The following is a 26,813-nucleotide window of genomic DNA, read 5'->3' on the forward strand; positions in this document are numbered from 1 at the left end:
CCCGGCGAAGTCGTTGATAAACGATGGCGCGCAAAAGCCCTGGGCGTCGCTACTCAGCGCGACGGCGCCCGGCGGAACCACGCCGCAGTGCGACGGAGGCCGTCGTCCGCGTCGACCTTCGGTTCCCAGCCGAGGACGTCGCGGGCGAGAGCGATGTCGGGGCAGCGGCGCTGCGGGTCGTCGACGACGGCGTCGATGTTCTCGATGGGGGAGCCGGAGCCGGTGATGTCCTTGATCCGCTCGGCCACCTGACGGACGGTCAGCTCGTCCGGGTTGCCGATGTTCACCGGCCCGGGGTGGCCCGACCGCGCGAGCGCGAGCAGCCCGCGGACGGTGTCCTCGACGTAGCAGATGGACCGGGTCTGTTCGCCGGTGCCGGTGACCGTGATCGGCTCGCCCTTGAGCGCCTGGTCGAGGAAGGCGGGGATCATCCGGCCGTCGTGGGCGCGCATGCCGGGGCCGTAGGTGTTGAAGATCCGCGCGATCGCCGTGTCGACGCCGAATTCGCGGCGGTAGGCCGAGGTCAGCGCTTCGGCGTAGCGCTTGGCTTCGTCGTAGACACTGCGCGGCCCGATCGGGTTGACGTTGCCCCAGTACCGTTCGCGCTGCGGGTGTTCCAGGGGATCGCCGTAGACCTCGCTGGTGGAGGCGAGCACGAACCGGGCGCGAGTGCGGCGGGCCAGCTCCAGCGCGTTCTCGGTGCCGTGCGAGCCCGCGCGCAGCGTCTCGATCGGCAGGGCAAGGTAGTCGCGGGGCGAGGCGGCCGAAGCGAGGTGGAACACGACGTCGGCCGCGCAGCCCAGCGGCATCGGCTGCGTGACGTCGTGGCGCACGAACCGGAACCGCTCGTGGCGGCGCAGGTGGTCCAGGGTGTCCGCCGAGGACGTCGCGAGGTTGTCGACGGCGACCACCTCGACGTCCTCTTCGAGCAGCAGCTCGCACAGGTGGGCGCCGACGAAGCCGGCACCCCCGGTCACCACCGCACGTTCGAACCGCCTGGTCACTCCCGGATCCGTCATGCCGGAGCGGCTACCCGGCCCTGGTGGGCGCAAACCCGTGTAACGGCGCGGGCAGCGGGTAAGCGCCCCCACCATGCGAGTTCTGCTCACCGGTTGGGCCAGTTTTCTGCACGGGGAAGCGACGGCGGGTGACGTCCTGAGCCTGCGCGCGGCGGCGGCCGCGCTGGCGGAGGCCGGGATCGACCACCGCGTCGCGTGGAGCCCGGGCTTCCGGCCCGGCACCCTGCACCTGCCCGACGCGCCACCCGGCGACTTCACGCACGTCGTCTTCGCCTGCGGCCCGGTCCACGGGCCGCAGGTGCGCGCGCTGCACGAGCGCTACGCCTCCTGCCGCCGGATCGCGGTCGGTGTGTCCGTACCCGACGCCGGCGACCCGGCTGTGACGGGGTTCCACCGGGTTCTCCCGCGCGACGACGGTGTCACCGCCGAGCTCGACCTGTCACTGGGCGCGCCGGTGTCACCCACTCCGGTGCTGAGCGTGATCCTGGCGCCGCACCAGCCGGAATACGGCAACGCGGGACGGCACGGCGACGTCCACGAGGCACTGACCGGCTGGCTCGCCGGGCTGGACTGCGCCCGCGTGCCGCTGGACACGCGCCTGGCGCACGAGGACTGGGAGCGCTGCGCCACGCCGGACCAGTTCGCCGCTCTGGTGTCCAAAATGGACGCCGTGGTGACGACCCGGCTGCACGGCCTGGTCTTCGGGCTCAAGGCCGGGGTGCCGGTGCTCGCCGTGGACCCGGTGGCCGGCGGCGGGAAGGTGACCGCGCAGGGGAAGGCGCTGGACTGGCCGGTGGTGGCCGCCGAGGACGCCCACGACACCGCGTTGCTCGATGCGCGCCTGAAGTGGTGCCTGGCCGCGCCGGTGCGGCCGCCCGCGCACCCGGCTTCCCTGGCCGCGCTGGTGGACGAGCTGGCGGGGCCGCGGTGAGCGCGCGCACGACCGTCGTCATCGCCACCCGCAACCGCGCCACCGAGCTGGCGCGCACCCTCGCTCGGCTGTCCTCTTTGGACCCGCGGCCGCCGGTCATCGTGCTCGACAACGCGTCCGAGGACGACACGGCCGGGGTCGCGCGGCGGCACCCGAACGCGCGGGTGATCCGCCTGCCGCAGAACCTCGGCGCCGCCGCCCGCACCCTCGGCGTCATCGCGGCGGACACGCCGTACGTCGCCTTCAGCGACGACGACTCGTGGTGGGCACCGGACGCGCTGGCCGAAGCGGAGCGGATCTTCGACGAGCACCCGAGAACCGGCCTGCTCGCCGCGCGCACCCTGGTCGGCCCGGAATGCCGGGACGACCCGGTGACGCCCGAAATGGAGCGCAGCCCGCTGGGGCACCCGGACGGCGCGCCCGGGCCGCTGGTGCTCGGCTTCCTGGCCTGCTCGGCGATCGTGCGCCGCACGGCGTACCTGCAGGTGGGCGGCTTCAGCCCGCTGCTGCACTTCGGCGCGGAGGAACAACTGCTCGCCTACGACCTGGCCGCCCGCGGCTGGGAGGTCTGCTACGTCGGGCGCCTGCGCGCCCACCACCACCCGTCCCGGTCGCGGCCGCCGTCGTCGTGGCGCCGCCGGGCCGAACTGCGCAACCGGCTGCTCATCGCCGTGCTGCGCCGTCCGCCGCGGGTGTGCCGCCGCGAAGTGGCGCGGACGCTGGTGCGGGCACCCGGCGCCGTCCTCGGTGCGGTGCCGCGCCTGCCGCGTGCGCTGAGCTCCCGCCGCGTCCTGCCCGCCCACGTCGAACACCAGGCCCGGACTCTGGAAAGGACCGCCGAATGGCGCGAACCTCGGTCGTGATCATCACCTGCAACCGCCGCGAGCAGCTGCGCGAGACCCTGGACCACATGACGTCCTTGCCGGACGCCGCGCCCCTCTTCGTCGCCGACAACGGCTCCGCGGACGGCACGGCCGAGATGGTCGCGCGGGAGTTCCCGGGTGTCCGCCTGTTCCGGCTGGCGGAGAACCTCGGTGCGGTGGCGCGCAACATCGCGGTCGAGCAGGTGACGACCCCGTACGTGGCCTTCTGCGACGACGACACGACGTGGCAGCCGGGCGCGCTGACCCGGGCGGCCGACCTGCTGGACGCGTACCCGGGGCTGGGCTCGGTGACCGGACGCTGCCTGGTCGAGCCCGGCCTGGCCGAGGACCCGATCACGCCGGAGCTGCGCGAGTCGCCGGTGCCCGGGCCGGACTGGCTGCCGGGGCCGGCGCTGCTCGGCGTCATGGCGGGCCTGACGACGGTGCGCGTCAGCGCGTTCCGCGAGGTCGGCGGCTTCTCGACTCGGATGTGGCTCGGCGGCGAGGAGGAGCTGTTCGCGCTGGACCTCGCCGCGCGCGGGTGGTGGATGTGCTGGGCGGAGGACGTCGTCATCCACCACGCGCCGTCGAAGCTGCGCGACCCGCGCCACCGCCGCCGCCTGGGCATCCGCAATACACTGTGGACACTGCTCCTGCGCCGCCCCTGGCCGGCGGTCCTCCGCCGCGGCCGGGACGTGCTGCGCACCGCGCCGCGCGATGCCACCACCGCGGCGGCCCTGCTGGACGTGGCCCGCGGCCTGCCGTGGGTGCTGCGGGACCGCCGCGTGGTGCCGGCGCACGTCGAGCACGGGTTGCGCCTGCTGGAAGCCCCGCAGCGGGAATCGAAGGCACGCCGCTACGTGGGCTGAAAGTCCGGGTTGCCCGAATTTCGGAAGCCGCGGAATAATGTCGATTTCGATCTCCCCGGCAACATCAATTTCCGGGCGCAATTGCGGAGAAGCCCCGGCTCGGCTCGCCCTGCCAGAATATTGGCGACTGTGGCGGTGCCGAGCGGAGGAAGTCCGATGCAATTCACCATGACTGAGCTGCTCGATCTTCTTTTCTCGCTCACCGGCGAAGCCGAGGCGCCGGACCGCCCGGCAGAGGAGCTCGCCGACCTGGAGTTCGCCGAACTCGGCATCGACTCGCTCGCCCTCTTCAACGCCCTGCACCGGATTGAGCAAAAACACGGTGTCGAGCTTCCCGCCGACATCGTCATCGAGCTCGAAACTCCGCGCGATCTTTTCGACGAAGTCGTCCGGCAGCTCGCCATCGTCGCCTGAGCCCGGGCCACGGTCTGCCACAGCTACGGAAAGGCGTCGACGTGTGCGGTGTGCTCGGCTGGGTGGACTTCGAAAGCGATCTCACCCGTGAGTCCGCGACCCTGCGGGCCATGCTGGCCACGCTGGCCGACCGGGGGCCGGACGACGAGGGGCTGTGGACGGGACGGCACGCCGCTCTCGGCCACCGGCGGCTCGCCGTCATCGACCCCCAGGGCGGCCGGCAACCGATGGTGGCGTCCCTCGGCGGCCGTGCACCGGTGGTGCTCACCTTCTCGGGAGAGGTCTACAACTACCGAGAGCTGCGCGAGCACCTGGTCTCCCGCGGACACTCGTTCCGGACCAGGACGGACACCGAGGTCGTGCTGCACGCCTACCTCGAGTGGGGTGCCGGGTTCGCCTCCCACCTGAACGGCATGTTCGCGCTGGCGGTCTGGGACACGGCGAACGAAGAGCTGCTGCTCGTGCGGGATCGCCTGGGCATCAAGCCGCTGTTCTACTTCCCGACGCGTCACGGCGTGCTGTTCGGCTCCGAACCGAAGGCGATCCTGGCCAACCCGGCCGTGCCCAGGCGGGTGAACGCCGAGGGGCTGCGGGAGATCCTGGACATGGTCAAGACCCCGGAGGTGTCGGTCTTCGCCGGCATGCACGAGGTCCGTCCGGGTGGGATCGTCCGCGTCCGGCGCGGCGGTCTCCGGAAGTCGGCCTACTGGCGCCTGGAGGCCCGCGAGCACCCCGACGACCTGGACACCACGGTCGCGCACGTCCGCGGCCTGCTCGAGGACACGGTGGCCAGGCAGCTCGTCAGCGACGTCCCGCTCTGCGCACTCCTGTCCGGCGGCCTCGACTCGTCGGCCGTCACCGCCATGGCCGCCGCAACGCTTTCCCGCGCCGGCGCGGGCCCGGTGCACTCGTTCTCGGTCGACTTCCTCGCGCGGGACTCGGGTTTCCAGCCGGACGCCGTCCGCGGCGTCCCGGACGCGCCCTTCGCGCGAGCCCTGGCCGCGCACGTCGGTGCCCGGCACCGCGAGATCCGCCTGGACACCTCGGAGCTCACCGCGCCCGCGGTGCGCGACGCGGTCCTGCACGCCGTCGACACGCCACCCGCGTTCTGGGGCGACATGTGGCCCTCGCTCTACCTGCTCTTCCGCTCGTTGCGGGAGAACTCGACGGTCGTGCTCTCCGGCGAGGGCGCGGACGAGCTCTTCGGCGGGTACCGCTGGTTCAGCAACCCCCGCGCCGTCGGCGCCGAGACCTTTCCGTGGCTCACCTCCGGTTCCTCCCGGTATTTCGGCGGCGACGGCCTGTTCGCCCCGGAAGTGCTGGCGGAACTGGACCTCCCGGGTGCCCGGCGCGCCCGCTACGCCGACGCCCTCGCCGAGGTCCCGGCGCTGCCCGGCGAACCGCGGCACGAACGCCGGATGCGCGAGATCACCTACCTGAACCTGACCCGCTTCATGCAGACTCTGCTGGACCGCAAGGACCGGATGAGCATGGCGGTCGGCCTCGAGGTCCGCGTCCCGTTCTGCGATCACCGCCTGGTCGAGTACGTCTTCAACGTGCCATGGCGGATGCGCTCGTTCGACGGACGCGAGAAGAGCCTGCTGCGGGCGGCCACCGCCGACCTGCTTCCGCCCGCGATCCTCGACCGCCGCAAGACGCCGTACCCTGCCACCCAGGACCCGGCGTACGAGAAGTCCTTGCGCCTCGAACTGGCCGACGTGGCGGCGGATCCCGCATCGCCCGTGATGCGGCTCCTGGCCCGCGACAAGGTGGAGAAACTGGTGAACCGCCCCCTCGGCGAGTACAGCATGCCCTACGACCGCGGAAGCCTGGAACTGGCGCTGTGGTTCGACCGCTGGCTGCGCGACTACGACGTCACCCTGGATCTCTAGGCCTGTCCCGCTCCCACCCCACCACCGAACGCCGCGCCGAAGGAGCACCGACGATGAAGCTGTACCAGGACTGGGACCAGGGTCTGCTGCACCGCCGCACCAGGGCGGCGAAGATCGTGGCCGAGTACAACGCCGCCTATGGCAGCGATCTCGAGGAGCGCAGCGACATTCTGCGCCCGCTGTTCAAGCACCTGGGCCGGGGAGTCCACTTCGACCAGACGCTGCGGTGCGAGTTCGGCGACGGGATCAGCGTGGGCGACGGCGTCATCGTGGGCCCCGACTGCATCCTCTACGACGGCGGCACCATCACGATCGGGAACAACTGCCTCATCGGTCCCCGCGTCGGCATCTACACGTCGAACCACGCGACCGACGCCGCCGAGCGCGTCGCGGGCGGGTGCTGGGACCTGCCCGTGCGGATCGGCGACCGCGTGTGGCTGGGCGGCGGTGTGACCGTCAACCCCGGTTCGGTCATCGGTTCCGACACCGTCATCGCCTCCGGGAGCGTGGTGCGCGGCCGCATCCCCTCCGGCGTCATCGCCTCCGGCTTCCCCGCGAAGGTGGTGCGCGAGATCACCGAAGCCGACAAGACCGGCTTCACCGGCTGACCCGACGATCCCGGGTCAGCGGGCGTTGGCGGTGATCGCCGTCTGCGGGACCAGCTTGTGGTAGGCGCGCAGCGTGTCGGCGGCGACGCGGTCCCACGAATACCGGGCCACCGCGCGGTCGTGGCCCGCGGTGCCGTAGGCGTGGCAGAGCGCCGGGTCGTCGATCAGCCGGCGGACGCGGGAGGCGAGTTCCTTCGGCTGGTGCGGGCGGACCAGCAGCCCGGTGACGCCGTCGACGACGGTGTCGGTCAGGCCGCCCACCGCGGCCGCGACCACCGGGACGCCGCAGGCCATCGCCTCCAGGGGCACGATCCCGAACGGCTCGTACCACGGCGTGCACACCACGGCGTCGGCCGAGCGCAGCAGCGCCGGCATGTCCTCCCGCGACACCTGGCCGGGCCAGCGGACGCGGTCGCCGACGCCGAGCTTCTCGGCCAGCCGGCGCAGCCGGCCCGCCTCGGGGTCCTGGGACAGCTTGCCCCGTTCCGGGCCGCCGGCGATGACGAGCTCGGTGTCCGGCAGCTGGGCGAGCGCGGTGATCGCGATGTCGAACCCCTTGCGCGGGACGAGCCGGCCCACGGCGACCAGCCGGTGCGGCAGCCGTCGGCGCGCGATCGGCCCGTCGGGGGAGAACCGGCCGAGGTCGACGCCACAGGGGACGATCGAGATCCGCGACCGCGGCACACCGAGGCGGGACAGCTCGAAGACCTCGTCGGAGCAGGTGGCGATCACCCGTCCGGCCTGGCGGCCGATGATCCGCTCCAGCCGGATGCGGTCGGCCGGGCTGGTGTCCTTGTCGCCCTGGTAGCGCCGCTTCACCACGCCCAGGGCGTGGAAGGTCTGGGCCACCGGCGTCCCGGTCGCGCTCGCGGCCAGTGACGTCGCGAGGCCGGACATCCAGAAGTGCGCGTGCGCCAGGTCCGGGCGATCGAGCGCCCACTGGTCGCGCAGGAAGCTGCCGAACTCGCCCATGTAGGGCAGGAGGTGGTCCTTCGGCTCCTTGCGCGGCGGCCCGGCCGGCACGTGCACGACCCGGTAGCCCTGCGGCGTCCGCACCTCCGGCGGCTCGTCGCGGCTCTCCCGTCGCGTGTAGACCGTGACGTCGTGCCCGGCGCGCACCAGCGCGGCCGACAGCTCCGCGACGTGCACGTTCTGGCCGCCGGCGTCGGCTTCGCCCAGCGCGGCGAGGGGGTTGGCGTGCTCGGAGACCATCGCGATCTTCATCGGTGAGGCGTTCCCTTCGAGGTTCAACGGGCCGTCTCGGCGAGGAGGTGGTCCCAAGCGGTCAGGAAGGCGTCCAGGCCGTAGTGCTTCAAGGCGTGTTCGCGGGCGTTCTTGCCGGCGAGCGCGGCGAAGTCGGGCTCGTGCAGCAGCTCGCGGAAACCCCGGGCCAGCACGGCGACGTCGGTGGAGAGGACGCCGGCGTCGGCCGGCACCGCCTCGACGGCCTCGGTGGCGGCGAAGACGACGACCGGCATCGCCAGGTGCATCGCCTCCAAAAGGGACAGCCCGAGCGACGTCCACCGGGCGGTGTGCAGGTAGACGCGGCGGCGGGCGATCTCGTCGTGCAGCTTCGGCGCCGGGACGTCACCCAGGCCGCGCAGCGGCGCGCCGAGCTCCGCGGTCCCCATGCCGAAGACGTCGACCGGGGCGGCCTCGGCGAGCGTGCCCAGCAGGTCGGCGCCGGTGACGCGCTCCCGCCGCACCGGCTCGTTGATCATCGACACGCCGGCGGCGAGCTCGCCGGTGTAGCGCGGCCCCGGATCGGGGATGCCGTGCGGCACGACGGTCACCGGTGCGCGGCCGCAGTCCCACATCGCCGCGTTGAAGTGGGTCACGTGCGCGACGGTGATGTCCGGCCGGCCGGCGAGGGGGTGTTCGCTGGACGCGGCGTACGGCCGGGGCGCGTTGTGTTCCACGTAGACGGCCGGCACGCCCAGCCGCGCGGCGAACTCCAGCTCCTCCGGGCGTTGCAGGACGACGACGTCGGGCTCGGCCCCGGCCAGCCGGTCCAGCGGAACCTCGGTCACCGACGGCCAGTTCCGCCCCGCCTTGCCGAGGCCCCACGGCGCACCGTCGGGTGACACGGGCAGGAGGTAGTCGTGGCGGCCGCGGACGAAAGCGTCGGTCCACGAGCCGTGCACGTGCCAGAGCAGTACTCTCAGGCGCCGGGATCCGGGATCGGTCATGACTCCTGATTTCCCGGAGATCGGCCGTTAAACGTCCGGCCGGACGGGGTACCCGGCCCCGGACGGGCGTGCGCGACGAAGGGACATCCATGCGCTTCACCCCACGGGGCACCCGGTTCTTCGACCTCCTCGCCGACGCGGCGAAGAACCTCGTCACGGCGACCGCCCTGCTCAGGGAACTCGTGGCCGCCGACCCGGCCGACCGGGAACCGATCGCGAAACGCCTGCACGAGGTCGAGCACCAGGGCGACGAGCTGACCCACACGATCATGGTGGAGCTCAACAGCTCGTTCGTGACCCCGTTCGACCGCGAAGACATCCAGGCCCTCGCCGCCAAGATCGACGACGTGCTGGACTTCATGGACACCGCGGCGGACCTGGCCGTGCTCTACCGCATCGGCACCTTCCCGCCGGGCACCGACGTGCTGATGCGGGTGCTCTGCCGCGCCGCCGAGCTGACGGCGTCGTCGATGCCCGGCCTGGCCAAGGTGGGCGACCTCGAGCCGTTCTGGATCGAGATCAACGAGCTGGAGAACGAGGCCGACCGCGTCTACCGGCGGATCCTGGCCCACCTGTTCGAGCCGGGCGGCGACGCCCTCGAGGTGCTGAAGACCAAGGAGGTCGTCGAGCAGTTCGAGCTGGCCGCCGACGCGTTCGAGCACCTGGCCGACGTGGTGCAGACCATCGCGGTCAAGGAGTCCTGAGTGACGGGGACCGCCGCCCTGGTCACCGTGATCGTGCTGACGCTCGTCTTCGACTACACCAACGGGTTCCACGACGCGGCCAACGCCATCGCCAGCGCGGTGTCGACCCGGGCGCTGACCCTGCGCGCCGCGCTCGTGCTGGCCGCGGTGATGAACCTGGCGGGCGCGCTGCTGTCGACCGGCATCGCCGCGACGGTGGCCAAGGGCATCATCGACGTCCCGGTGGGGCCGGACGCGCTCACCGTGGTGTTCGCCGCGCTGGCCGGGGCCATCACCTGGAACCTGATCACCTGGTACTTCGGGCTCCCGTCGTCGTCCTCGCACTCGCTGATCGGCGGCATGGTCGGCGCGGCGCTCGCCGCCGCGAGCACCGTGCACTGGTCGGGGATCGGCGAGAAGGTGCTGATCCCGATGGTCGCCTCACCGCTGCTCGGGCTGGGGCTGGGCTACCTCGCGATGGTCGCCGCGCTGTGGCTGCTGCGGCGGGCCAACCCGCACCGCAGCGGCCGGGTGTTCCGCCGGTTCCAGATCGTCTCCGCGTCGGCGCTCGCGCTCGGCCACGGCCTGCAGGACGCCCAGAAGGGCATGGGCGTGATCGTCCTGGCGCTGGTGGCGGCCGGGCAGCAGCAGTCGTTCGACGTCCCGCTGTGGGTGACCCTGGCCTGCGCCGGGGCCTTGTCGCTGGGCACCTATTCGGGTGGCCTGCGGATCATGCGGACGCTCGGCAGGCGGGTGTTCCCGCTCGACCCGCCGCACGGGTTCGTCGCGGAGTCGGTGGCGTCGTCGGTGTTGTACGTGACGGCGTTCGCGGTGAAGGCGCCGATCTCGACCACGCACGTCATCACGGCGGCGATCATGGGCGTCGGCGCGACCAAGCGGCTTTCGGCGGTCCGCTGGGGCATCGCGCGCGACATCGTCATGGGCTGGGTGCTGACCTTCCCGGCCGCCGCCGCGGTGGCCGCCGCCGTGTACCTGGTGGCCGACCTGCTCACCTGAGTTTGGCTCCCGCCACTCCCGGGAAGCCGGGGCGGAGACCCCCGTCCGCGGAAAGGGAGAGCCATGAAGGCAGTGACCTGGCACGGCAAACGCGACGTCCGCGTCGAGGAGGTGCCGGACCCGAAGATCGAAGAGGCGACCGACGCCGTCGTGCGGATCACCTCGACCGGGATCTGCGGCTCCGACCTGCACCTGTACGAGGTGCTGGGCGCGTTCATGACCGAGGGCGACATCCTCGGCCACGAGCCGATGGGCGTGGTCGAGGAGGTCGGCCCGGAGGTCACGAACCTCAAGCCGGGCGACCGCGTCGTGGTCCCGTTCAACATCTCCTGCGGCCACTGCTGGATGTGCGAGCGCGGCCTGCAGTCGCAGTGCGAGACGACCCAGGTCCGGGAACAGGGCAAGGGTGCCGCGCTGCTGGGCTACACGAAGCTCTACGGCCAGGTCCCCGGCGGCCAGGCCGAGTACCTGCGCGTCCCGCAGGCCCACTACGGGCCGATCAAGGTCCCGGACGGCCCGCCGGACGAGCGGTTCGTCTACCTGTCCGACGTCGTCCCGACCGCCTGGCAGGCCGTCGAGTACGCGAACGTCCCCGACGGCGGCACGGTCGTCGTCTTCGGCCTCGGCCCGATCGGGCAGATGTCCTGCCGGATCGCCCGGCACCGCGGGGCCGGCCAGGTGATCGGCGTCGACCTGGTGCCCGAGCGCCTCGCCCGCGCCCGGGAGCACGGCGCCACCGCGCTCGACACGCGGGACCACAAGGAAATCGGCGACTCGATCCGCCAGCTGACCCACGGGCGCGGTGCGGACTCGGTGATCGACGCGGTCGGCATGGAGGCGCACGGCGCCCCGGTCGGCAAGCTCGCGCACACCCTCGTCGGGCTGCTGCCGCAGCCGCTGGGCGAGAAGATCACCGAGAAGGCCGGGATCGACCGGCTGAGCGTGCTCTACGCCGCCATCGACAGCGTCCGCCGCGGCGGCACGATCTCGCTGTCCGGCGTCTACGGCGGGATGGTCGACCCGATGCCGATGATGGAGCTGTTCGACAAGCAGATCCAGCTGCGGATGGGCCAGGCCAACGTCCGGCACTGGCTGGACGACGTCATGCCGGTGCTCACCGGCGACGGCGACCCGCTCGGCGTCGAAGGCTTCGCCACGCACAAGCTGCCGCTGGAAGACGCGCCGCGGGCGTACGAGATCTTCCAGAAGAAGCTCGACGGCGCCCAGAAGATCCTGCTGCAGCCGTAACCCCCGGGAGGGAACTGACTCTTGCGAGCCGTCACCTCGCTGCCGTGCGAAATCACCGAGGAAGACCACGTCCGGATCCCGATGTCCGGCGGGACCGTGCTGTCCGCCCGCATCTGGCGGCCGGTCTCGTCGGACACCGAGCCGGTGCCGGCGATCCTCGAATACATCCCCTACCGCAAGCGCGACCTCACCGCGCCCCGCGATTCGATCCACCACCCCTACCTCGCCGGGCACGGGTACGCCTGCGTGCGCGTGGACATCCGCGGCACCGGCGAGTCCGAGGGCGTCCTGGCCGACGAGTACCTCGAACGCGAGCAGCTCGACGCCGAAGAAGTCCTCGAATGGATCGCCGGGCAGCCGTGGTGCACCGGCGACACCGGGATGATGGGGATCTCCTGGGGCGCGTTCGCCGCGTTGCAGGTCGCGGCCCGTAAACCGCCGAGCCTGCGCGCGATCGTGATCTCGTCGTTCACCGACGACCGCTTCGCCGACGACATGCACTACATGGGCGGCTGCCTGCTCTCGGACAACGTCGCCGAGTCCGGCACGATGTTCGCCTACGCCACGCTGCCGCCCGATCCGGCGGTCGTCGGCGAGCGGTGGCGGGAAATGTGGCTGGAACGCCTCGAAAACTGCAGCCTGTGGATCGAGAACTGGCTCGGGCACCAGCGCCGCGACGACTACTGGCGGCACGCGTCGGTGTCGGAGAACTACACCGACGTCCAGGTCCCGGTGCTGGCCTCCAGCGGCTGGGCGGACGGCTACTCCAACGCCGTGATCCGGTTGCTGGCCCACCTCGACGTGCCCCGGCGCGGGCTGATCGGCCCGTGGTCGCACAAGTACCCGCACCTCGGCGAGCCCGGGCCGGCGATCGGCTACCTCCAGGAGGTCGTGCAGTGGTGGGACCACTGGCTGCGCGGCGAGGAGAACGGCGCCATGGACGGCCCGATGCTGCGCACCTGGATGCAGGAGAGCGTGCCGCCGTCGACGTCCTACGAGGACCGGCCCGGCCGCTGGGTCGGGGAGGCCACCTGGCCGTCGCCGCACGTCGAGGCGCAGGAACTGCCGCTGGCCCGGCACCGCCTCGCGCGGCCGGGCGAGGACGTCGCCGACGAAGCCCTGACCGTGTCTTCGCCGCTGTCGGTCGGGCAGTTCTCCGGCAAGTGGGCGTCCTACAGCGCCCCGCCGGACCTGCCCTACGACCAGCGTGAAGAGGATGGCGGGTCGCTGGTGTTCGACACCGACGTGCTCACCGAGCGCTGCGAGATCCTCGGTTCGCCGAAGGTGCGGCTGGAGGTCTCGGCCGACCAGCCGGTGGCGATGATCGCGGCGCGGATTTCGGACGTCGCGCCGGACGGGCGGGCCACCCGCGTCACCTACGGGCTGCTCAACCTGACCCACCGCGACGGCCACGACGAGCCGGCGCCGATGGAGCCGGGGGAGCGGTGCGCGGTCGAGATCGAGCTGAACGCGGTGGCGCAGGCGTTCCCGGCCGGGCACCGGATCCGGCTTTCGCTGTCCACGTCGTACTGGCCGCTGGCCTGGCCGCCGCCCACGCCGGTGCTGTTGAGTGTCCACACCGGACAGAGCGCGCTGGAGCTGCCGGTGCGCCCGGTCGCCGAGCCGGACGAGCTGCCGGCCCGGCCGTTCGGCGAACCCGAAGGCGCGCCGCCGATGGCCGTGACGGCCGTGACGCCGGGGGAGCAGCGCTGGACCGTCTCGCGGGACCTCGTCGACTACCAGTCGGCGCTGGACATCGTGAAGGACGCGGGAACCGTCCGATACGACGACCTCGACCTGGAGGTGACCCGGGACGTCCGCGAGCGGTACAGCTGGGTCGCCGACGACTTCTGCTCGCCGGTGGCGGAGGCCGCGTGGGACGTCACGTTCGCGCGCGGCGACTGGGTGGCGCGCAGCGAGACCCGCACCCGGGTGTCCTGCACGGATACCGAGTTCGTCGTCGACGCGCAGCTCGACGGCTACGACGGCGCGCGGCGGATCGTTTCGCGGAACTGGCACCGGCGGATTCCGCGTGACCTCGTCTGAGTTTTACGACCGCGACACGGGGTAAGCCTTCCGGGTGCGCATCGTGATCACCGGAGCCACCGGGAACGTCGGAACGGCCCTGCTGAACGCGCTCGAGCCCGGCCACGACGTGGTCGGGCTCGCGCGGCGGCTGCCGGACACGACCGTCGAACCGTACCGCCGGGCGGGCTGGCGGGCCGTCGACGTCGGCCTGCCCGGCGCGGAGGAGGAGCTGGCGGAGGTGTTCGCGGGTGCGGACGCCGTCGTGCACCTGGCGTGGGCGATCTCGCCGGTGCGCGGGGACCCGCCGATGTGGCGCACCAACGACCACGGCACCCGGCACGTGCTCGCCGCGGCGGCGGCCGCCGGGGTGCCGCGCCTGGTCGCCGCCTCGTCCGTGGCCGCCTACGGGCCGGCGCCGCGCTGGGAGAAGGTGGCCGAAGATTTCCCGTGCGAGGGGATCCCCGGCAGTGCCTACAGCCGGGGCAAGGCGGCGCTGGAAACCCTGCTGGACCGGTTCGTAGAGAAGTACCCGCAGGTCAAGGTGGCGCGGATCCGGCCGTGCGCGATCCTGCACCGGGAAGCGGCGGGGGAGTTCGCGCGCTGGCTGCTCGGCCCGGCAGTGCCCGCCCATCTCGTCGGCGGGCGGCGGCTGCCGGTTCCGCTGTGGACGGACCTGCGGGCGCAGATCGTGCACACCACCGACGTCGCCGAAGCGATCCGGCTGATCCTCGACCGCGTTTTCGCGGGTGCGGTCAACCTCGCCGCGCGAGAGGTGCTGGACGCCGACGCGCTGGCCGGTGTCCTGGGTGGTCCCCGCGTACCGGTGCCGAAGCCGGTGGTGCGGTTCGCGACCCGGGCGGCCTGGCTGGGCGGGGTCCTGCCGGTGCACCCCGGCTGGCTCGAGCTGGCCGATCGCGCCGCGCTCGCCGACACCACGCTGGCGGAGACCGCGCTGGGCTGGCAACCTCGGTATGACGCCGCGGCCGCGCTCGCCGACCTGGTCACCGGGCTCCGGTCGGGCGCGGGTGCGGCGAGCCCGCCTTTGGCCCCGCCGCGCCGCGACGGGGTCCTGGCCAGGCTCCGCTCGCTCACCCGGGTCGGGCCGAGCCACCAGTCGCAAGCCTGAGGCAACCGGGAGGCCGGAGTGAGTACGGAAGCCGTCGACGCGGTGGTGATCGGCGCCGGGCACAACGGCCTGGTGGCGGCGAACCTCCTGGCCGACGCGGGCTGGTCGGTGCTCGTGCTGGAGGCGACCGAGCACGCCGGCGGGGCGGTCCGCACCGCGGAGGTCACCGAGCCGGGCTTCCGCAACGACCTCTTCAGCGCGTTCTACCCGATGAGCGCGGTGTCGCCGGTGATGCGGGGCCTGCACCTGGAAGAACACGGCCTGCGCTGGCGGCACGCGCCCGACGTCCTGGCGCACGTGCTGCCCGACGACCGGTGCGCGCTGCTGTCCCGCGACCTCGACCGCACGGCGGCGTCGGTCGAGGAGTTCGGAACCGGCGACGGCGCGGCCTGGCGGCAGCTGTTCGCGCAGTGGCAGGAGATCCGGGAGCCGCTGCTCGACGCGTTGTTCACGCCGTTCCCGCCGGTCCGCCCGGCACTGAAGCTGCTGCGCCGCACCGGGACGGGCGACGCGCTGCGCCTGGCGCGCATGCTGACGCTGCCCGCGCGCCGGTTCGGCGACGAGCTGTTCGACGGCGAAGGCGCCAAGCTTCTCGTGGCGGGGAACTCCGCGCACAGCGACCTTTCGGTCGACAACGCGGCCAGCGCGGTCTTCGGCTGGCTGCTCGCGATGATCGGGCAGGACGAGGGGTTCCCGGTCCCCGAAGGCGGCGCCGGCGAACTGGCCGCGGCGCTCGTCCGGCGGCTGGAGTCCCGCGGCGGTTCCGTCCACTGTGGACGTCCGGTGCGTTCGGTCCTCGTCGGCGGCGGGCGGGCGCTGGGCGTGCGGGACGCGGCCGGCGCCCCGGTCCGGGCGCGCAAGGCCGTGCTCGCCGACGTGCCGGCGCCGGTGCTGTACCGCGACCTGGTGGGGGAGGAGTGGCTGCCGTCCCGGCTGGTCGCCGACCTCGGCAAATTCGAGTGGGACAGCGCGACGGTGAAGGTGGACTGGGCGCTGTCCGGCCCGATCCCGTGGACGGCGGAGGCGGCCCGCGGCGCGGGCACGATCCACCTCGGGGCGGACCTCGACGGGCTGTCCGCGTTCGGCGGCGAGCTGGCCAGAGGACGGACGCCGCGTCGGCCGTTCCTGCTGGTGGGCCAGATGACGACGACCGATCCGACGCGGTCCCCGGCCGGAACGGAAGCCGCGTGGGCGTACACGCACGTGCCGCGCGGCACGGTGGAGAACCGCCCCACCCTGGAGCGGCGGGCGAAGCGGATCGAGGAGACGATCGAGGCGCACGCGCCGGGGTTCACCGGCCTGATCAAGGCCCGCTACTGCCAAGGACCGGTGGAACTGCAGGGCCACAACCCGGGCCTGGTGGGCGGCGCGGTCAACGGCGGCACGACGGCGATCCACCAGCAGCTGTTCTTCCGCCCGGTGCCCGGCACGGGCCGCGCGGACACCCCGGTGGACCGCCTGTTCCTGGCGGGCGCGTCGGCCCACCCCGGCGGCGCGGTCCACGGCGGCCCGGGCTCGAACGCGGCCCGCGCGGCCCTGGCCAGGTCCGGCGGCCTGGGCGGCGGCTACGCGGCGGTGATCCGGGCGGCCCACCGCGCGATCTACGGCTGACCCCGCTCGCGCACCCCGGCGCCCCGGCCCGCGCCGTGTCGCCCCTCCAATCACGCGTGATGCCCCTCCAGACACGCGAGCCGACCCTCCGGACACGTGAGTCGACCTTCCAGGTACGCGAGCCGACCCTCCGGACACGTGAGCCGACCCTCCGGACACGTGAGCCGACCTTCCAGACACGCGAGCCGACCTTCCAGGTACGCGTGTCGACCGTCCCGGCACGTGGGCCGACCGTCCGGGGCCGTCCGGATCGAGCGGTTCGCTACGGGCTCGGATGGCCGTGCCTGGCGCGGGCGTGCTTGCCCGTCGCCAAGTCCGCCAGCCTGGCCAGGGACTCCGTGTTGCGGGGCTTGGCGATCAGCGCCTGCACCGCCTCCGGGAGCACCTTGCCGGGCCCGCGGATGATGTGCTCGGTCATCCGGACCAGCGTCTGCCCGTCGCCGTGCGGGACGAGCGTCAGGCCCACCGCGGCGGCGCCCAGGGGCCAGCCGCGGGCTTCCAGGGACAACGACAAGCCCGGTTCGACCGCGCGGACCACCGTCACGTCCTGGATGTGCACCGGCCACGGGCCGACGCTGTGGTGGATGCGGGACCCCACCGCGGGCCAGTCCTCGTCGACGTCGCGGATGTGGGAGCTGCCCACCACCCAGCCGGCGTAGAGCCAGCCGTCGGCGAGCACCGCGTACACGGCGTCGGGCGGTACGTCGATCACGCGGCTGACCTCGGGCACGGCTTCCTCCTGGTTCGGGTGACGAAACAGGCATACCCACTCCCGGACGGGGTATGCCCGCCGGGACGGAGCAGGAGGTGTGCTGGTGGCCAGACACGGGAAAGAACCCGAAGGACCGGGCGAGCTGTCGAAGCGGTCTTGGGGTGCGGCGCTCAAACGGACGTTCAAGCAGTTCAACCGGGACAACCTCACCGACTGGGCCGCGGCGCTCACGTACTACGGCGTGCTGTCGCTGTTCCCGGGCATCATCGTGCTCACCGCGATCCTCGGCCTGCTCGGCCCGGACAAGATCCAGGTGGTGATCGACAACGTCAACCAGGTCGTCCCCGGCCAGGGCAAGGACATCCTCGTCGGCGCGATCAAGGAGCTGACGGGCTCGCGCAGCCTGGCCGGCCCGCTGGCGATCATCGGCCTGCTGGGCGCGCTGTGGTCGGCTTCGGGCTACATCGGCGCGTTCATGCGGGCGTCGAACGCGATCTACGGCATGCCGGAGGGGCGGCCGGTGTGGAAGACGATCCCGCTGCGGGTCGTGTTGACGATCGGGATCGTGGTGCTGCTGGCGGCGTGCGCGCTGGGCGTGGTGGCGACGGGCTCGGTGGCCCGCCGGATCGGCGACCTGATCGGCCTCGGCTCGACCGGCGTGCTGGTGTGGGAGATCGCGAAGTGGCCGGTGATCGCGCTGCTGGTGAGCCTGGCGTTCGCGTTGCTGTACTGGGTGGGCCCGAACGTGCGGCTGCCGGGGTTCAAGTGGCTGACCCCGGGCGGGTTGCTGGCGGTGGTGCTGTGGGTGCTGGCTTCGGCCGGCTTCGCGCTGTACGTCGCGAATTTCGGTTCCTACAACAAGACCTACGGTTCGCTGGCCGGGGTGATCGCGTTCCTTGTATGGTTGTGGATCTCCAATCTGGCGATCCTGCTGGGGGCCGAGCTGGACGCGGAGCTGGCCCGCGGCCGCACGATCGAGGCGGGGCACGAGGACGACCAGGAGGAGCCGTTCCTGCCGCCGCGGGACACGAAGGCGATGGACGAAGACGAAGCCGCGGCGGTGGCGGAGTCGGAACGGACGTGAGCGGATGCCCTGCCGGATCACCGAACTGGTGCTGGACTGCCACGACCCGGACCGCCTGGCGGAGTTCTGGTGCGCGGTCCTGGGTTACGAGGTGATCGGCCACGAGCCGGACGGCCTGGAACTGGGCCTGCCGGGAACTGCTTTCGGTGAAGGGCCGGTGACGCTGATCCTGGCCCGCACGGACCACCCCCGCCGAGGCAAACTCCCGCTGCACCTCGACGTGAGCCCGGCGGGGGTGGACCAGGAGACGGAACTGGCCCGCCTGACGGCATTGGGCGCGCGGCCGGCGGACGTCGGCCAGACCGGCGAGGAGTCGTGGGTGGTGCTGCAGGACCCGGAGGGCAACGAGTTCTGCTTGCTGCGCAAGGATGTGGGCAAGGCCTGATCCCGCCGCCGAGACACAAGCGCCCCAAGGCCGCCTTGGGTCGCATCTCCGGCTGCCGGCGCGGCTCTCAGCGGTCGTCGGCCGCGCAGCGGCGCCACTGCACCGCGTCCCCCGCCCGGTCGGCGTGCCACACCGGCGCCGCCTCCGGTTCCCACGTCGGGACCAGGTGGTCCGTCACGATCCGGCCTCGGGCCACCCGGCCGAACAACTCCACCCCGTCGCGTCGCCGGGCCGCCGGGATCCACGCCGGGAACCTGGTGCGGGGCAGCTTCCGTTCGATCCACTCCCGCGCCGAGCCCTCACTCCCGTGGTCGGACTCGACGATGCTCGACACCACCCCGTCGCCGCCCACGGTGAGGGCGATCGAGGCGCGCCAGCGGACTGCGGAAGATGTCATCCCCTCCAGGTTCCCCGACGCACGCTGCCGCCTGCCAGTACACGTTCGGATGGATCCCACCGTTCCTCCCACTCCACACCGTCACGACGCGTTCAGCAGCCGCGCGCAGGCTCGCTCCAGCGCCGCCCGGGCCTCGTCGCCGTCCAACCGCGCTGCGCGCTTCAGCGCCGGCGCGATCGTCTTCTCCTCCCGGTACGCCTCCACCAACCTGGGGTCCACATAGGACGACCGGCACACCGCCGGGGTGTTGCCCAGCGCCGCCGAGACCTCCTTCATCACCTTCGCCTCCGCGCGCTTGCGGGCCGTCTCGGACGTCGGCGGGTCCGCCGCCGCGAACGCCGCGGCCGCCAGCACCGTCGCGTTCCACGTCCGCATGTCCTTGGCCGTGCAGTCCTCGCCCGCCAGCTCCTTGAACCGCTCGTTGACGTCGGCCGCGTGCACCTCGTGCCACGTGCCGCCCTCGCGGTAGACCAGCAGCCGGTCGCTGCCGGACCGGCTGCGCAGCAGCGACTTCACCACCGCCGCCAGCTCCGCGTCGCGGATCGCCACCTCGCGGTCCAGCCCGCCCTTGGCGACGTAGCAGAACCGGCATTCGTCGCCGCGGACCGCCGCGTGCGAACGCAGCAGCGTCGCGACGCCGTGGGTGCCGTTCTCCTCCGCGTACTCCTCGCCGCCGGTGCGGAAGATCCCGCGGTCGAGCATCCGCAGCGCCGCCGCCAGTACCCGCTTCCGGCTGAGACCGGATCCCGCCAGATCGGAGGCCACCGAAGCGCGCCAAGCCGGCAGCCGGCGGGCCATCTGCAGCACGCGGTCGTGCTTTTCCTCGTCACGGTCGCGCCGCCACTGCTCGTGGTAGAGGTACTGGCGCCGCCCGGCGTCGTCGGTGCCGACCGCCTGGACGTGCCCGTTCGGGTACGGGCAGATCCACACGTTCCGCCAGGCCGGCGGGATGACGAGGTCCTTGATCCGGGCCAGGAGCTCGGCGTCGGTCACCGGTGAGCCGTCGGGCATGGCGTAGGAGAACCCGCGGCCCCGGCGGATGCGCTTGATGCCCGGGCCGCGCAGGTCACTGCGCCGGAGTCTGGTGCGTCCCACCGCCGCGAAATACCCGCCCGGCGTACCGGGAAACCATGATTGCCACCCGCGGCGGCGGGTAGCCGACGGGAAAGCACCGGAAGGAGCACGGATGACCACCGCAACCAAGCCGCTCGCCGTCGTCACCGGCGCGTCGAGCGGGATCGGGCTGGAGCTGGCGAAGCAGTTCGCCCGGCACGACTTCGACCTCGTGCTCGCCGCCGAAGACGCCGAGCTCGACACGGCGGCCGCCGAGGTCCGCGCGTGCGGCGCGCGGGTCGAGGCGGTCCGGACCGACCTGGCCGCCCCGGAGGGCGTCGAAGAGCTCGTCCGCCGGCTCGCGGACCGCCCGGTCGAAGCGCTGGCCGTCAACGCCGGCGTCGGCATCAACGGAGAGTTCGCCGGCGGCACCCGGCTGGAGGACCAGCTGACGGTCGTCGACCTGAACGTCCGCTCGGCCGTCCACCTGACCAAGCGGGTCGTGCCCGGCATGGTCGGCCGCGGCCACGGCCGGGTGCTGTTCACCTCCTCGATCGCCGGCACGTCGCCCGCGCCCTACCAGGCCGTCTACGCCGCCTCCAAGGCGTTCCTGACGTCGTTTTCCGAAGGCCTGCGCGCCGAAGTGAAGGACAAGGGCGTCACCGTCACCGCGATGCTGCCCGGCCCGGTCGACACCGAGTTCTTCGAGCGCGCCGACATGGAGGACACCAAGATCGCCGCCGGCAGCAAGGACACCCCGGCCGAAATCGCCGAAGCCGGCTACGAAGCCCTGATGGCCGGGAAGGACAAGATCGTCCCCGGTGCGGTGAAGAACAAGCTCCAGGCGGCCGGTTCCCGCGTCCTGCCGGACGAGGCGAAGGCGAAGCAGCAGGGCAAGATGATGAAGCCCGGATCGGCGGACGAATGAGCGTCATCGAGGACGTCACCGAGAAGGCGAAGCAGGTCCAGCGTGCTTACGCCGGCGGCGAGGACAGGCCGCTCGGCGGGTACGTCGTCGCGATGGGCGCCTACAGCGCGCTGGTCGGCGGGCTGACCCTGCTCGGCCGCGCCGTCGGGGCCGAGGTGCCGCCGCGGTTCGGCCTCGGCGACACGGTCCTGCTGGGCGCGGCGACGTTCAAGGCCAGCCGCCTGCTGGCCAAGGACGCCGTCACCAGCCCCCTGCGGGCCCCGTTCACCCGGTACGAAGAGCCGGCCGGGGACGACGAGCTGAACGAGTCCGTGCCGGCCGAGGGGCACGTCGAGCACGCGGTCGGCGAGCTCGTCTCGTGCCCGTTCTGCCTCAACGTCTGGGTCGGCACGGGCCTGGCCGCGGGCCTGGTGATCGCGCCGCGGGCGACCCGCCTGGCGGCCACCGTGCTGACGGCCGTGGGCGTGGCGGACGCCCTGCACCTGCTCTACGACGCGGGCAAGAAGCTCGCGTCCGGTTAGCCGGTCGGGCCGGCGGGGGAGCGCCCCCGCCGGCTCATTCCGGACCGCGCCGCAGCGGGCGGACCGCCGGCCCCTGCACCACTTCGCCGTCGACGCCGAAGCGCGAGCCGTGGCACGGGCAGTCCCACGTCCGTTCGGCGTCGTTGAACGAAACCAGGCACCCCAGGTGGGTGCAGTGCGCGCCGACGGTGTGCAGCTTCCCGGCGTCGTCACGGTGGGCCGCGACGAGCTCGCCGCCCACCCGCACGACCTCGGCCTCGCCCGGCCGGAGGTCGTCGAGCTTCTCGGACCGCCACAGCGCGGCGACGTGGTCGCCGACGAGGTACTTGGCGACCGTCAGGTTGTCCTGGGCCACCTCGAGCACCGAGCGGACGTCGAAGCGGTTGGGGTCGAACAGGTCCGCGGCCGGGTGCGGCTCGCCCAGGATCCGCGCCGCCAGCACGTGGCCCGCGGCCGTGCCGCCGGTCATGCCCCACTGGCCGAACCCGGTGGCCACCCACAGGTTCTTCGTCCCCGGCAGGTAGCGGCCGACGTAGGGGAGCAGGTCGGGCGTGGACATGTCGTGGGCCGACCACCGGTGGGTGACGCGGTGCAGGCCCGCGTGCGCGTCCGCCCACTCCGCGAGCCGCCGGTACCGGCGTTCGACGTTGACGTGCGCCCCCACGCGGTAGTGCTCGCCGCCGGCGATCACCATCGGGGTCCCCTGCTCGGTGCAGGCGCGCACGGAGTGGTGCGTGTCGGCGTCGAGGAACATGCCTTCCGGCGCGGCATTCCCGGCTGCCGGACCCGCGACGACGAGGTCGCGCACCGGGTCGAGCCGGGCGAAGTACAGGCCGCGGTCGAGCACCGGGTAGTGGGTCGCGACGACGACTTCGCCGGCCACGACGTCGCCGCGCGAAGTCCGGACGGTCTGCCCGTTGAGCGCGGTCGCGCGGGCGTTCTCGACGATCGTGCCGCCCGCCCGCTCGATCTCGGCGGCCAGGCCGAGCAGCCACCGGCGCGGGTGGAAGTGCGCCTGCCCGGTGGTCCGCACGGCCCCGAGCGCCGGGACGTCGAGCGCGACGTCCTCGGTGAACGACGCCGGCAGGCCCGCCGCGGCGGCCGCGTCCGCCTCCTGCTTGAGCGAGTCCACGGTGCTTTCCCGCGTGGTGTAGACGTAGCTGTCCGCGCGGGTGAAGCCGCAGTCGATGCCGAGCTCGGCCGCGGTGGCCGCGATCCACTCGCACGCCGCCGTCTGCGTTGCCGCGTAGGTCTTCGCGGCACCGGTGCCGTGGCGGGACGTCAGATCCGCGTACTTGGCCCCGTGCTGGGCGCTGACCTTCGCGGTGGTGTGGCCGGACACCCCGGCCGCGACCCGCTCGGCTTCCAGCACGACCACCGCGCGGCCGGCCCGCGCGAGCAGCAGCGCGGTGGTGAGCCCGGCGATGCCCGCGCCGAGCACCGCGACGTCGGCGGACTCCGGCACGGGGACGCCGGTGCGATCCGGGGAAGGGGCGGTCTCCACCCACAGCGAAAGCGGTTCGGGCAAGGCTGTCATGACTGCGGATGCCCGCTGGGCGGTCGGCCAAACCGGCCATCCGGCCCGTTTCGGCCGCTCGGGGCGTCGGGTAGCCCACCGGCATGAGTACGAACATCTTCGTGATCGGCCTGGACGACGAGAACCGGCGGGTCCTCGAACGCCTGCCCTGGGCCGGGACCTACGCGTTCCACGGCCTGCTGACCCCCGAAGAGTTGCAGCACGGCGAGATCGACTTCGAAGCCCTCCTGAAGACCGCCCAGCACGAGCTGGACGCGTTCGACGGCGAAGTCGGCGCGATCGTCAGCTACTGGGACTTCCCCGCCGCGTCGCTCGTGCCCATCCTGTGCGCCCGCTACGACCTGCCCAGCGTGTCGCTGGAAGCGGTGCTGAAGTGCGAGCACAAGTACTGGAGCCGGCTGGAGCAGAGAAAGGTGATCGACGAGCTGCCGAACTTCGGCATCGTCGACCTCGACGGCGAGCGGCCCGCCCCGCCGGAGGGCGTCGGCTACCCGCTGTGGCTCAAGCCGGTGAAGTCGTTCTCCTCCGAACTCGCCTTCAAGGCCGGGAACGACGCCGAATTCGCCGACGCGGTGGCGGAGATCCGGGCCGGGGTCGGCCGGGTCGGGGAACCGTTCGGCTACGTGCTGGACCAGGTGGACCTGCCGCCGGAGATCGCCCGGGTGGGTGGCGCGGCCTGCCTGGCCGAAGGAGCGCTGCACGGCGTCCAGGCGGCCATCGAGGGGTACGTCTACCAGGGCGAGGTCACCGTCTACGGTGCCCTCGACTCGATCAACTACCCGGACAGTTCGTCGTTCCTGCGCCACCAGTACCCGTCGCAGCTGGGGGAGGAGCCCGTCCACCGGATGCGGGACGTCGCCGAGCGGGTGATGAAGCAGATCGGCTTCGACAACGGCACCTTCAGCATCGAGTTCTTCTGCGACCCCGAGTCCGGCCAGGTGTGCCTGCTGGAGATCAACCCGCGGCACTCGCAGTCGCACGCCGAGCTGTTCGAGTTCGTCGACGGCGTCGCGAACCACGAGATCATGGTCCGGCTCGGCCTCGGCCAGGACCCCGGCCGCCGGCCCACCAAGGGCACCTACCAGATCGCCGGGAAGTGGTACCTGCGCCGGTTCGAGGACGGTGTCGTGACGCGCGTCCCGACGCCCGAAGAGATCGCGACGGTGCAGAACCGCATCGACGGCACCCGGATCGAGATCGTGCCGGGGGTCGGGCAGCGACTGTCGGACCTGCCGGAGCAGGACAGCTACAGCTTCGAGCTGGCGCACCTGTTCGTCGCGGCGCACACCGAGCATGAGATGGTGCAGAAGTACCAGGCCTGCGTGGACGCGCTGCCGTTCGAGTTCGCCGAAGCCTGAGGGCGGCGCACGAAAAGCGGGGGTCGCGTTCGGACAGTCCGAACGCGACCCCCGCGCTTCGCCTGGCGGGTCAGCCGGACTGGGGGTCGCTGTCGTCGTGCTCGTCCCCGCCGGAGGTGCCCTGCTCGCCGCGGAGGGTCTCGCGCTGGGCCTCCGGCGTGTCGCCGTGCGGGTCGTCGCCGCGGGCGCCTTCGGCGGGCTCGGTCGGGTGCTGGGTACGCTCTTCGGACGTCATTTCGTGCCTCCTTCCCGGTCCTTTCCGCACCGGATACCCGGCTGCGCCCGGCTCAACCGCCGGCGTTTGCGGTGATGATCGCCGGGTAAGCGGGAGCGACGCGGTTGTCCGCCGGTGATCGCGCCGGGCCGCGGCGAGTGGAGGAGACCCAGATGACCACGTCGGCGGAACCCGTCCGCCCGGGCCCCCTGGCCGCCCGGTCCGTTGTCCACCAGCCCGTGCCGCCCGCGCCGCGGATGCTGCGGCTGCCCGGCGTCTACCGTCCCCAGGAGGACACCGCCCTGCTCGCCTCCGCGATCGCCGAGCTGGCGATCCCGGCCGGCGCGCGTGCCCTCGACCTGTGCACCGGCACCGGCGCGCAGGCGATCACGCTGGCCCGCCGCGGTGCGGGCACCGTGCTGGCGGTGGACCTTTCGCGCCGGGCGCTGGCTTCGGCGCGGCTCAACGCGTTGCTCCGCCAGCTCGCCGTGCGCCCGTGCCGGGGCGGCCTCGGCAGAGCACTGCGCGAAGGCCCGTTCGACGTCGTCGTGGCGAACCCGCCGTACGTGCCGTCCCCGGCGCCGGCGGTCCGGTCCACCCGGGGCTGGGACGCGGGCCCGGACGGCCGCGCGCTGCTGGACCCGCTGTGCGCGGCCGCGGGCGCGCTGCTGCGCCCGGGCGGGACGATGCTGCTCGTGCAGTCCGCGATGTCTAATGTGGACAAGTCGTGGGAAATGCTGGCGGCGCAGGGGTTGCGGGCTTCGGTGACCCGGCGCGCCCGGATCCCGTTCGGTCCGGTCCTTTCCGGACGGACCGCGTTCCTCGAGGCGGCCGGGCTGATCGAACCGGGTCAGCGGGTGGAAGAGCTGGTGGTGCTCCGTGCCGACCGCTGAGCGGGAACCCCGCCGCGTGACCGTCGTCCCGGGCGGCCCGGTCCTGGTGGAAGGGCCGGTCGAGCTGTGCACGGCCGAGGGCGAGCTCGTGCGGTCCGACCGGTTCCTGGTCGCGGTGTGCGCGTGCCGGCGGAGCAAGCGGTTCCCGTTCTGCGACACCAGCCACCGCAAACGCGTCCGGACCCAGGCGAACGACTGACGAAGATGGCCTCCCGGCGCGCCGGGAGGCCATCGCGGTCACCTCCGCAGCGAAGATTTCCCCGCTTTCCACCGGCTCAGCAACTGCTCGCCGAAACGGCCTTCGAGGAACTCGGTCGCCTGGATGCCGAACACGACGTCGGCGGCCAGCTCGGGCTCCTGTTCCAGCAGGTCGCCGAGCACGTCGTGGCGCATGACCTGCTCGTGTACCGCGTCCGCTTCGATGTGCTCGGTGTAGAAGAACCGGCACGCCTCGGGCGCGTTCAGCCGCTGCAGGGCCTGGTCCATCCGCTGCGCGGACGGCGCCGTGGTGATCTCCGCCGCGGTGAAGTGCCCGCACAGCGCGCCGCGCAGCGACCGGTGCAGGCCGAACAGCGACATCATGTTGACCACCGCCAGCATCGCCGCGGGGACCTGGTCGAGGAGTTCGAGGTAGCCGTCGGGCAGGCCGGCCGCGCGCAGCAGGTCGGCGTAGAGGCGGGCGTGCACGAACTCGGCGCGGCCGCCGCCGAACTCGTCGAACTCCACCGCCACCAGCGCCGCCTTGGCGCGGCCGCGCAGCCGGGGGATCACCCACGCGTGCGGGTCGGCTTCCTTGTGGTGGTAGACCGAACGGTGCGTGAAGTACTCCCGCACCTGCGTCCAGTCGCCGTGGTCGCGGAGGAAGTGCGATACGCCTTCGACGTCGATCGGCTCGACCAGCAGGGCGTCGAGCGCGGCCGGGACGTCGTCGCCGCCCGGGACGTGGTCGCGGAGGGCGGCGAGGAACCGGGCCTCCAGCGCGCCGCGCAGGCGCAGCAGCTCCGGGTCCCACTCCCAGTCGGGGGACACGCCGGGCAGGCCCTGGTAGTGCAGCTCGTAGCACAGGTGCAGGGCCAGTTGGAGGTCTTCGCCGAGCGGGTCGGTGTCGGCGAGGCCGTCGAAGCCGAGATCCGCCTTCGGGTGCGCACGCAGCAGCGTGGACAGCACCGACGCCGAGAGCGGGCCGCGGGCGGCCGGCAGGGTGGCCGCGCCGGTGGTGGAAGTCGTCATGGT

28 protein-coding genes are annotated in these 26,813 nt (G+C 72.6%); 19 read left to right on the top strand and 9 right to left on the bottom strand.

The features are described 5' to 3' along the window. Positions 1 to 53: 53 nt before the first annotated feature. Complete coding sequence (locus ACWED2_RS40505) at positions 54 to 1,019, bottom strand: UDP-glucuronic acid decarboxylase family protein (RefSeq protein WP_449695823.1); 966 nt, start codon at positions 1,017 to 1,019, stop codon at positions 54 to 56. A gap of 73 nt (positions 1,020 to 1,092) precedes the next feature. On the opposite strand from ACWED2_RS40505, the gene ACWED2_RS40510 reads away from it, so the two are divergent. The 6 genes from ACWED2_RS40510 (at position 1,093) to ACWED2_RS40535 (ending at position 6,596) form a co-directional block, all read left to right on the top strand. After that, a complete protein-coding gene (locus ACWED2_RS40510; RefSeq protein ID WP_449695824.1) occupies positions 1,093 to 1,950 on the top strand; it encodes a polysaccharide pyruvyl transferase family protein in 858 nt (285 codons plus the stop codon). After that, entirely contained in the window at positions 1,947 to 2,813 is an 867-nt protein-coding gene (locus ACWED2_RS40515; protein WP_449695825.1) for a glycosyltransferase family 2 protein, read from the top strand. The genes ACWED2_RS40510 and ACWED2_RS40515 overlap by 4 nt, the downstream gene beginning before the upstream one ends. Next, complete coding sequence (locus tag ACWED2_RS40520) at positions 2,792 to 3,682, top strand: glycosyltransferase family 2 protein (protein WP_449695826.1); 891 nt, start codon at positions 2,792 to 2,794, stop codon at positions 3,680 to 3,682. The genes ACWED2_RS40515 and ACWED2_RS40520 overlap by 22 nt, the downstream gene beginning before the upstream one ends. Before the next feature lie 156 nt (positions 3,683 to 3,838). Next, entirely contained in the window at positions 3,839 to 4,096 is a 258-nt protein-coding gene (locus ACWED2_RS40525) for an acyl carrier protein (RefSeq protein ID WP_449695827.1), read from the top strand. A 41-nt stretch (positions 4,097 to 4,137) separates the two neighbouring features. Then, complete coding sequence (asnB, locus tag ACWED2_RS40530) at positions 4,138 to 5,988, top strand: asparagine synthase (glutamine-hydrolyzing) (RefSeq protein WP_449695828.1); 1,851 nt, start codon at positions 4,138 to 4,140, stop codon at positions 5,986 to 5,988. Positions 5,989 to 6,041: 53 nt separating this feature from the next. Beyond that, positions 6,042 to 6,596, top strand: coding sequence for a sugar O-acetyltransferase (locus tag ACWED2_RS40535; RefSeq protein WP_449695829.1), 555 nt, complete (start codon positions 6,042 to 6,044; stop codon positions 6,594 to 6,596). Between the two features lie 15 nt (positions 6,597 to 6,611). Here the strand turns inward: ACWED2_RS40535 and ACWED2_RS40540 are convergent, their stop codons facing one another. Beyond that, positions 6,612 to 7,820: a glycosyltransferase family 4 protein gene (locus ACWED2_RS40540; protein WP_449695830.1), complete on the bottom strand. Its 1,209-nt coding sequence runs from the start codon at positions 7,818 to 7,820 to the stop codon at positions 6,612 to 6,614. Positions 7,821 to 7,843: 23 nt separating this feature from the next. Continuing rightward, positions 7,844 to 8,785 (bottom strand): glycosyltransferase, encoded by a 942-nt coding sequence (locus ACWED2_RS40545; RefSeq protein WP_449695831.1) that lies wholly within the window; start codon positions 8,783 to 8,785, stop codon positions 7,844 to 7,846. An 89-nt stretch (positions 8,786 to 8,874) separates the two neighbouring features. Here ACWED2_RS40545 and ACWED2_RS40550 point away from each other — a divergent pair, with 89 nt between their 5' ends. The 6 genes from ACWED2_RS40550 to ACWED2_RS40575 all read left to right on the top strand — a co-directional run bounded on the left by ACWED2_RS40550 (position 8,875) and on the right by ACWED2_RS40575 (position 16,498). Continuing rightward, entirely contained in the window at positions 8,875 to 9,489 is a 615-nt protein-coding gene (locus ACWED2_RS40550; protein ID WP_449695832.1) for a DUF47 domain-containing protein, read from the top strand. Beyond that, positions 9,490 to 10,485 (top strand): anion permease, encoded by a 996-nt coding sequence (locus tag ACWED2_RS40555; RefSeq protein ID WP_449695833.1) that lies wholly within the window; start codon positions 9,490 to 9,492, stop codon positions 10,483 to 10,485. Positions 10,486 to 10,548: 63 nt separating this feature from the next. Further along, positions 10,549 to 11,733, top strand: coding sequence for a zinc-dependent alcohol dehydrogenase (locus ACWED2_RS40560; RefSeq protein ID WP_449695834.1), 1,185 nt, complete (start codon positions 10,549 to 10,551; stop codon positions 11,731 to 11,733). Between the two features lie 21 nt (positions 11,734 to 11,754). Continuing rightward, complete coding sequence (locus tag ACWED2_RS40565; protein ID WP_449695835.1) at positions 11,755 to 13,779, top strand: CocE/NonD family hydrolase; 2,025 nt, start codon at positions 11,755 to 11,757, stop codon at positions 13,777 to 13,779. A 34-nt stretch (positions 13,780 to 13,813) separates the two neighbouring features. Next, positions 13,814 to 14,887 (top strand): NAD-dependent epimerase/dehydratase family protein, encoded by a 1,074-nt coding sequence (locus tag ACWED2_RS40570; protein WP_449695836.1) that lies wholly within the window; start codon positions 13,814 to 13,816, stop codon positions 14,885 to 14,887. An 18-nt stretch (positions 14,888 to 14,905) separates the two neighbouring features. Then, on the top strand, positions 14,906 to 16,498 hold the full coding sequence (locus tag ACWED2_RS40575) for a phytoene desaturase family protein (protein WP_449695837.1): 1,593 nt from the start codon (positions 14,906 to 14,908) through the stop codon (positions 16,496 to 16,498). A gap of 262 nt (positions 16,499 to 16,760) precedes the next feature. Here the strand turns inward: ACWED2_RS40575 and ACWED2_RS40580 are convergent, their stop codons facing one another. Next, positions 16,761 to 17,228: an SRPBCC family protein gene (locus ACWED2_RS40580; RefSeq protein ID WP_449695838.1), complete on the bottom strand. Its 468-nt coding sequence runs from the start codon at positions 17,226 to 17,228 to the stop codon at positions 16,761 to 16,763. Positions 17,229 to 17,313: 85 nt separating this feature from the next. Between ACWED2_RS40580 and ACWED2_RS40585 the strand changes: the two genes are divergently transcribed. Both ACWED2_RS40585 and ACWED2_RS40590 read left to right on the top strand, forming a co-directional pair. Next, positions 17,314 to 18,294 carry a YihY/virulence factor BrkB family protein gene (locus ACWED2_RS40585; protein WP_449695839.1) on the top strand — a complete coding sequence of 327 codons (981 nt, stop codon included), beginning with the start codon at positions 17,314 to 17,316 and terminating at the stop codon, positions 18,292 to 18,294. Positions 18,295 to 18,298: 4 nt separating this feature from the next. After that, positions 18,299 to 18,679: a VOC family protein gene (locus ACWED2_RS40590; RefSeq protein WP_449695840.1), complete on the top strand. Its 381-nt coding sequence runs from the start codon at positions 18,299 to 18,301 to the stop codon at positions 18,677 to 18,679. Positions 18,680 to 18,746: 67 nt separating this feature from the next. Here ACWED2_RS40590 and ACWED2_RS40595 read toward each other — a convergent pair whose 3' ends face one another. Next, a complete protein-coding gene (locus ACWED2_RS40595; RefSeq protein ID WP_449695841.1) occupies positions 18,747 to 19,076 on the bottom strand; it encodes a hypothetical protein in 330 nt (109 codons plus the stop codon). Positions 19,077 to 19,157: 81 nt separating this feature from the next. Further along, positions 19,158 to 20,171: a DNA topoisomerase IB gene (locus ACWED2_RS40600; RefSeq protein WP_449695842.1), complete on the bottom strand. Its 1,014-nt coding sequence runs from the start codon at positions 20,169 to 20,171 to the stop codon at positions 19,158 to 19,160. A gap of 91 nt (positions 20,172 to 20,262) precedes the next feature. On the opposite strand from ACWED2_RS40600, the gene ACWED2_RS40605 reads away from it, so the two are divergent. Both ACWED2_RS40605 and ACWED2_RS40610 read left to right on the top strand, forming a co-directional pair. Next, positions 20,263 to 21,057: an SDR family NAD(P)-dependent oxidoreductase gene (locus ACWED2_RS40605; RefSeq protein WP_449695843.1), complete on the top strand. Its 795-nt coding sequence runs from the start codon at positions 20,263 to 20,265 to the stop codon at positions 21,055 to 21,057. Further along, the gene (locus ACWED2_RS40610) at positions 21,054 to 21,578 is read left to right on the top strand and encodes a DUF1360 domain-containing protein (protein ID WP_449695844.1); all 525 of its coding nucleotides are present in this window, start codon (positions 21,054 to 21,056) and stop codon (positions 21,576 to 21,578) included. Before ACWED2_RS40605 ends, ACWED2_RS40610 begins: the two co-directional genes overlap by 4 nt. A 34-nt stretch (positions 21,579 to 21,612) precedes the next feature. Here the strand turns inward: ACWED2_RS40610 and ACWED2_RS40615 are convergent, their stop codons facing one another. Next, the gene (locus tag ACWED2_RS40615; protein ID WP_449695845.1) at positions 21,613 to 23,115 is read right to left on the bottom strand and encodes an FAD-dependent oxidoreductase; all 1,503 of its coding nucleotides are present in this window, start codon (positions 23,113 to 23,115) and stop codon (positions 21,613 to 21,615) included. Positions 23,116 to 23,198: 83 nt separating this feature from the next. Here ACWED2_RS40615 and ACWED2_RS40620 point away from each other — a divergent pair, with 83 nt between their 5' ends. Continuing rightward, entirely contained in the window at positions 23,199 to 24,473 is a 1,275-nt protein-coding gene (locus tag ACWED2_RS40620; RefSeq protein WP_449695846.1) for an ATP-grasp domain-containing protein, read from the top strand. Positions 24,474 to 24,543: 70 nt separating this feature from the next. Here the strand turns inward: ACWED2_RS40620 and ACWED2_RS40625 are convergent, their stop codons facing one another. Further along, positions 24,544 to 24,708 (bottom strand): hypothetical protein, encoded by a 165-nt coding sequence (locus tag ACWED2_RS40625; protein ID WP_449666131.1) that lies wholly within the window; start codon positions 24,706 to 24,708, stop codon positions 24,544 to 24,546. A gap of 152 nt (positions 24,709 to 24,860) precedes the next feature. Between ACWED2_RS40625 and ACWED2_RS40630 the strand changes: the two genes are divergently transcribed. Beyond that, positions 24,861 to 25,580 (top strand): methyltransferase, encoded by a 720-nt coding sequence (locus ACWED2_RS40630; protein ID WP_449695847.1) that lies wholly within the window; start codon positions 24,861 to 24,863, stop codon positions 25,578 to 25,580. Beyond that, the gene (locus ACWED2_RS40635; protein WP_449666129.1) at positions 25,567 to 25,779 is read left to right on the top strand and encodes a CDGSH iron-sulfur domain-containing protein; all 213 of its coding nucleotides are present in this window, start codon (positions 25,567 to 25,569) and stop codon (positions 25,777 to 25,779) included. The genes ACWED2_RS40630 and ACWED2_RS40635 overlap by 14 nt, the downstream gene beginning before the upstream one ends. Positions 25,780 to 25,817: 38 nt before the next feature. Here the strand turns inward: ACWED2_RS40635 and ACWED2_RS40640 are convergent, their stop codons facing one another. Further along, the gene (locus ACWED2_RS40640) at positions 25,818 to 26,810 is read right to left on the bottom strand and encodes an iron-containing redox enzyme family protein (protein ID WP_449695848.1); all 993 of its coding nucleotides are present in this window, start codon (positions 26,808 to 26,810) and stop codon (positions 25,818 to 25,820) included. Positions 26,811 to 26,813 lie beyond the last annotated feature (3 nt).

The organism is Amycolatopsis sp. NPDC005003, from assembly GCF_053600695.1.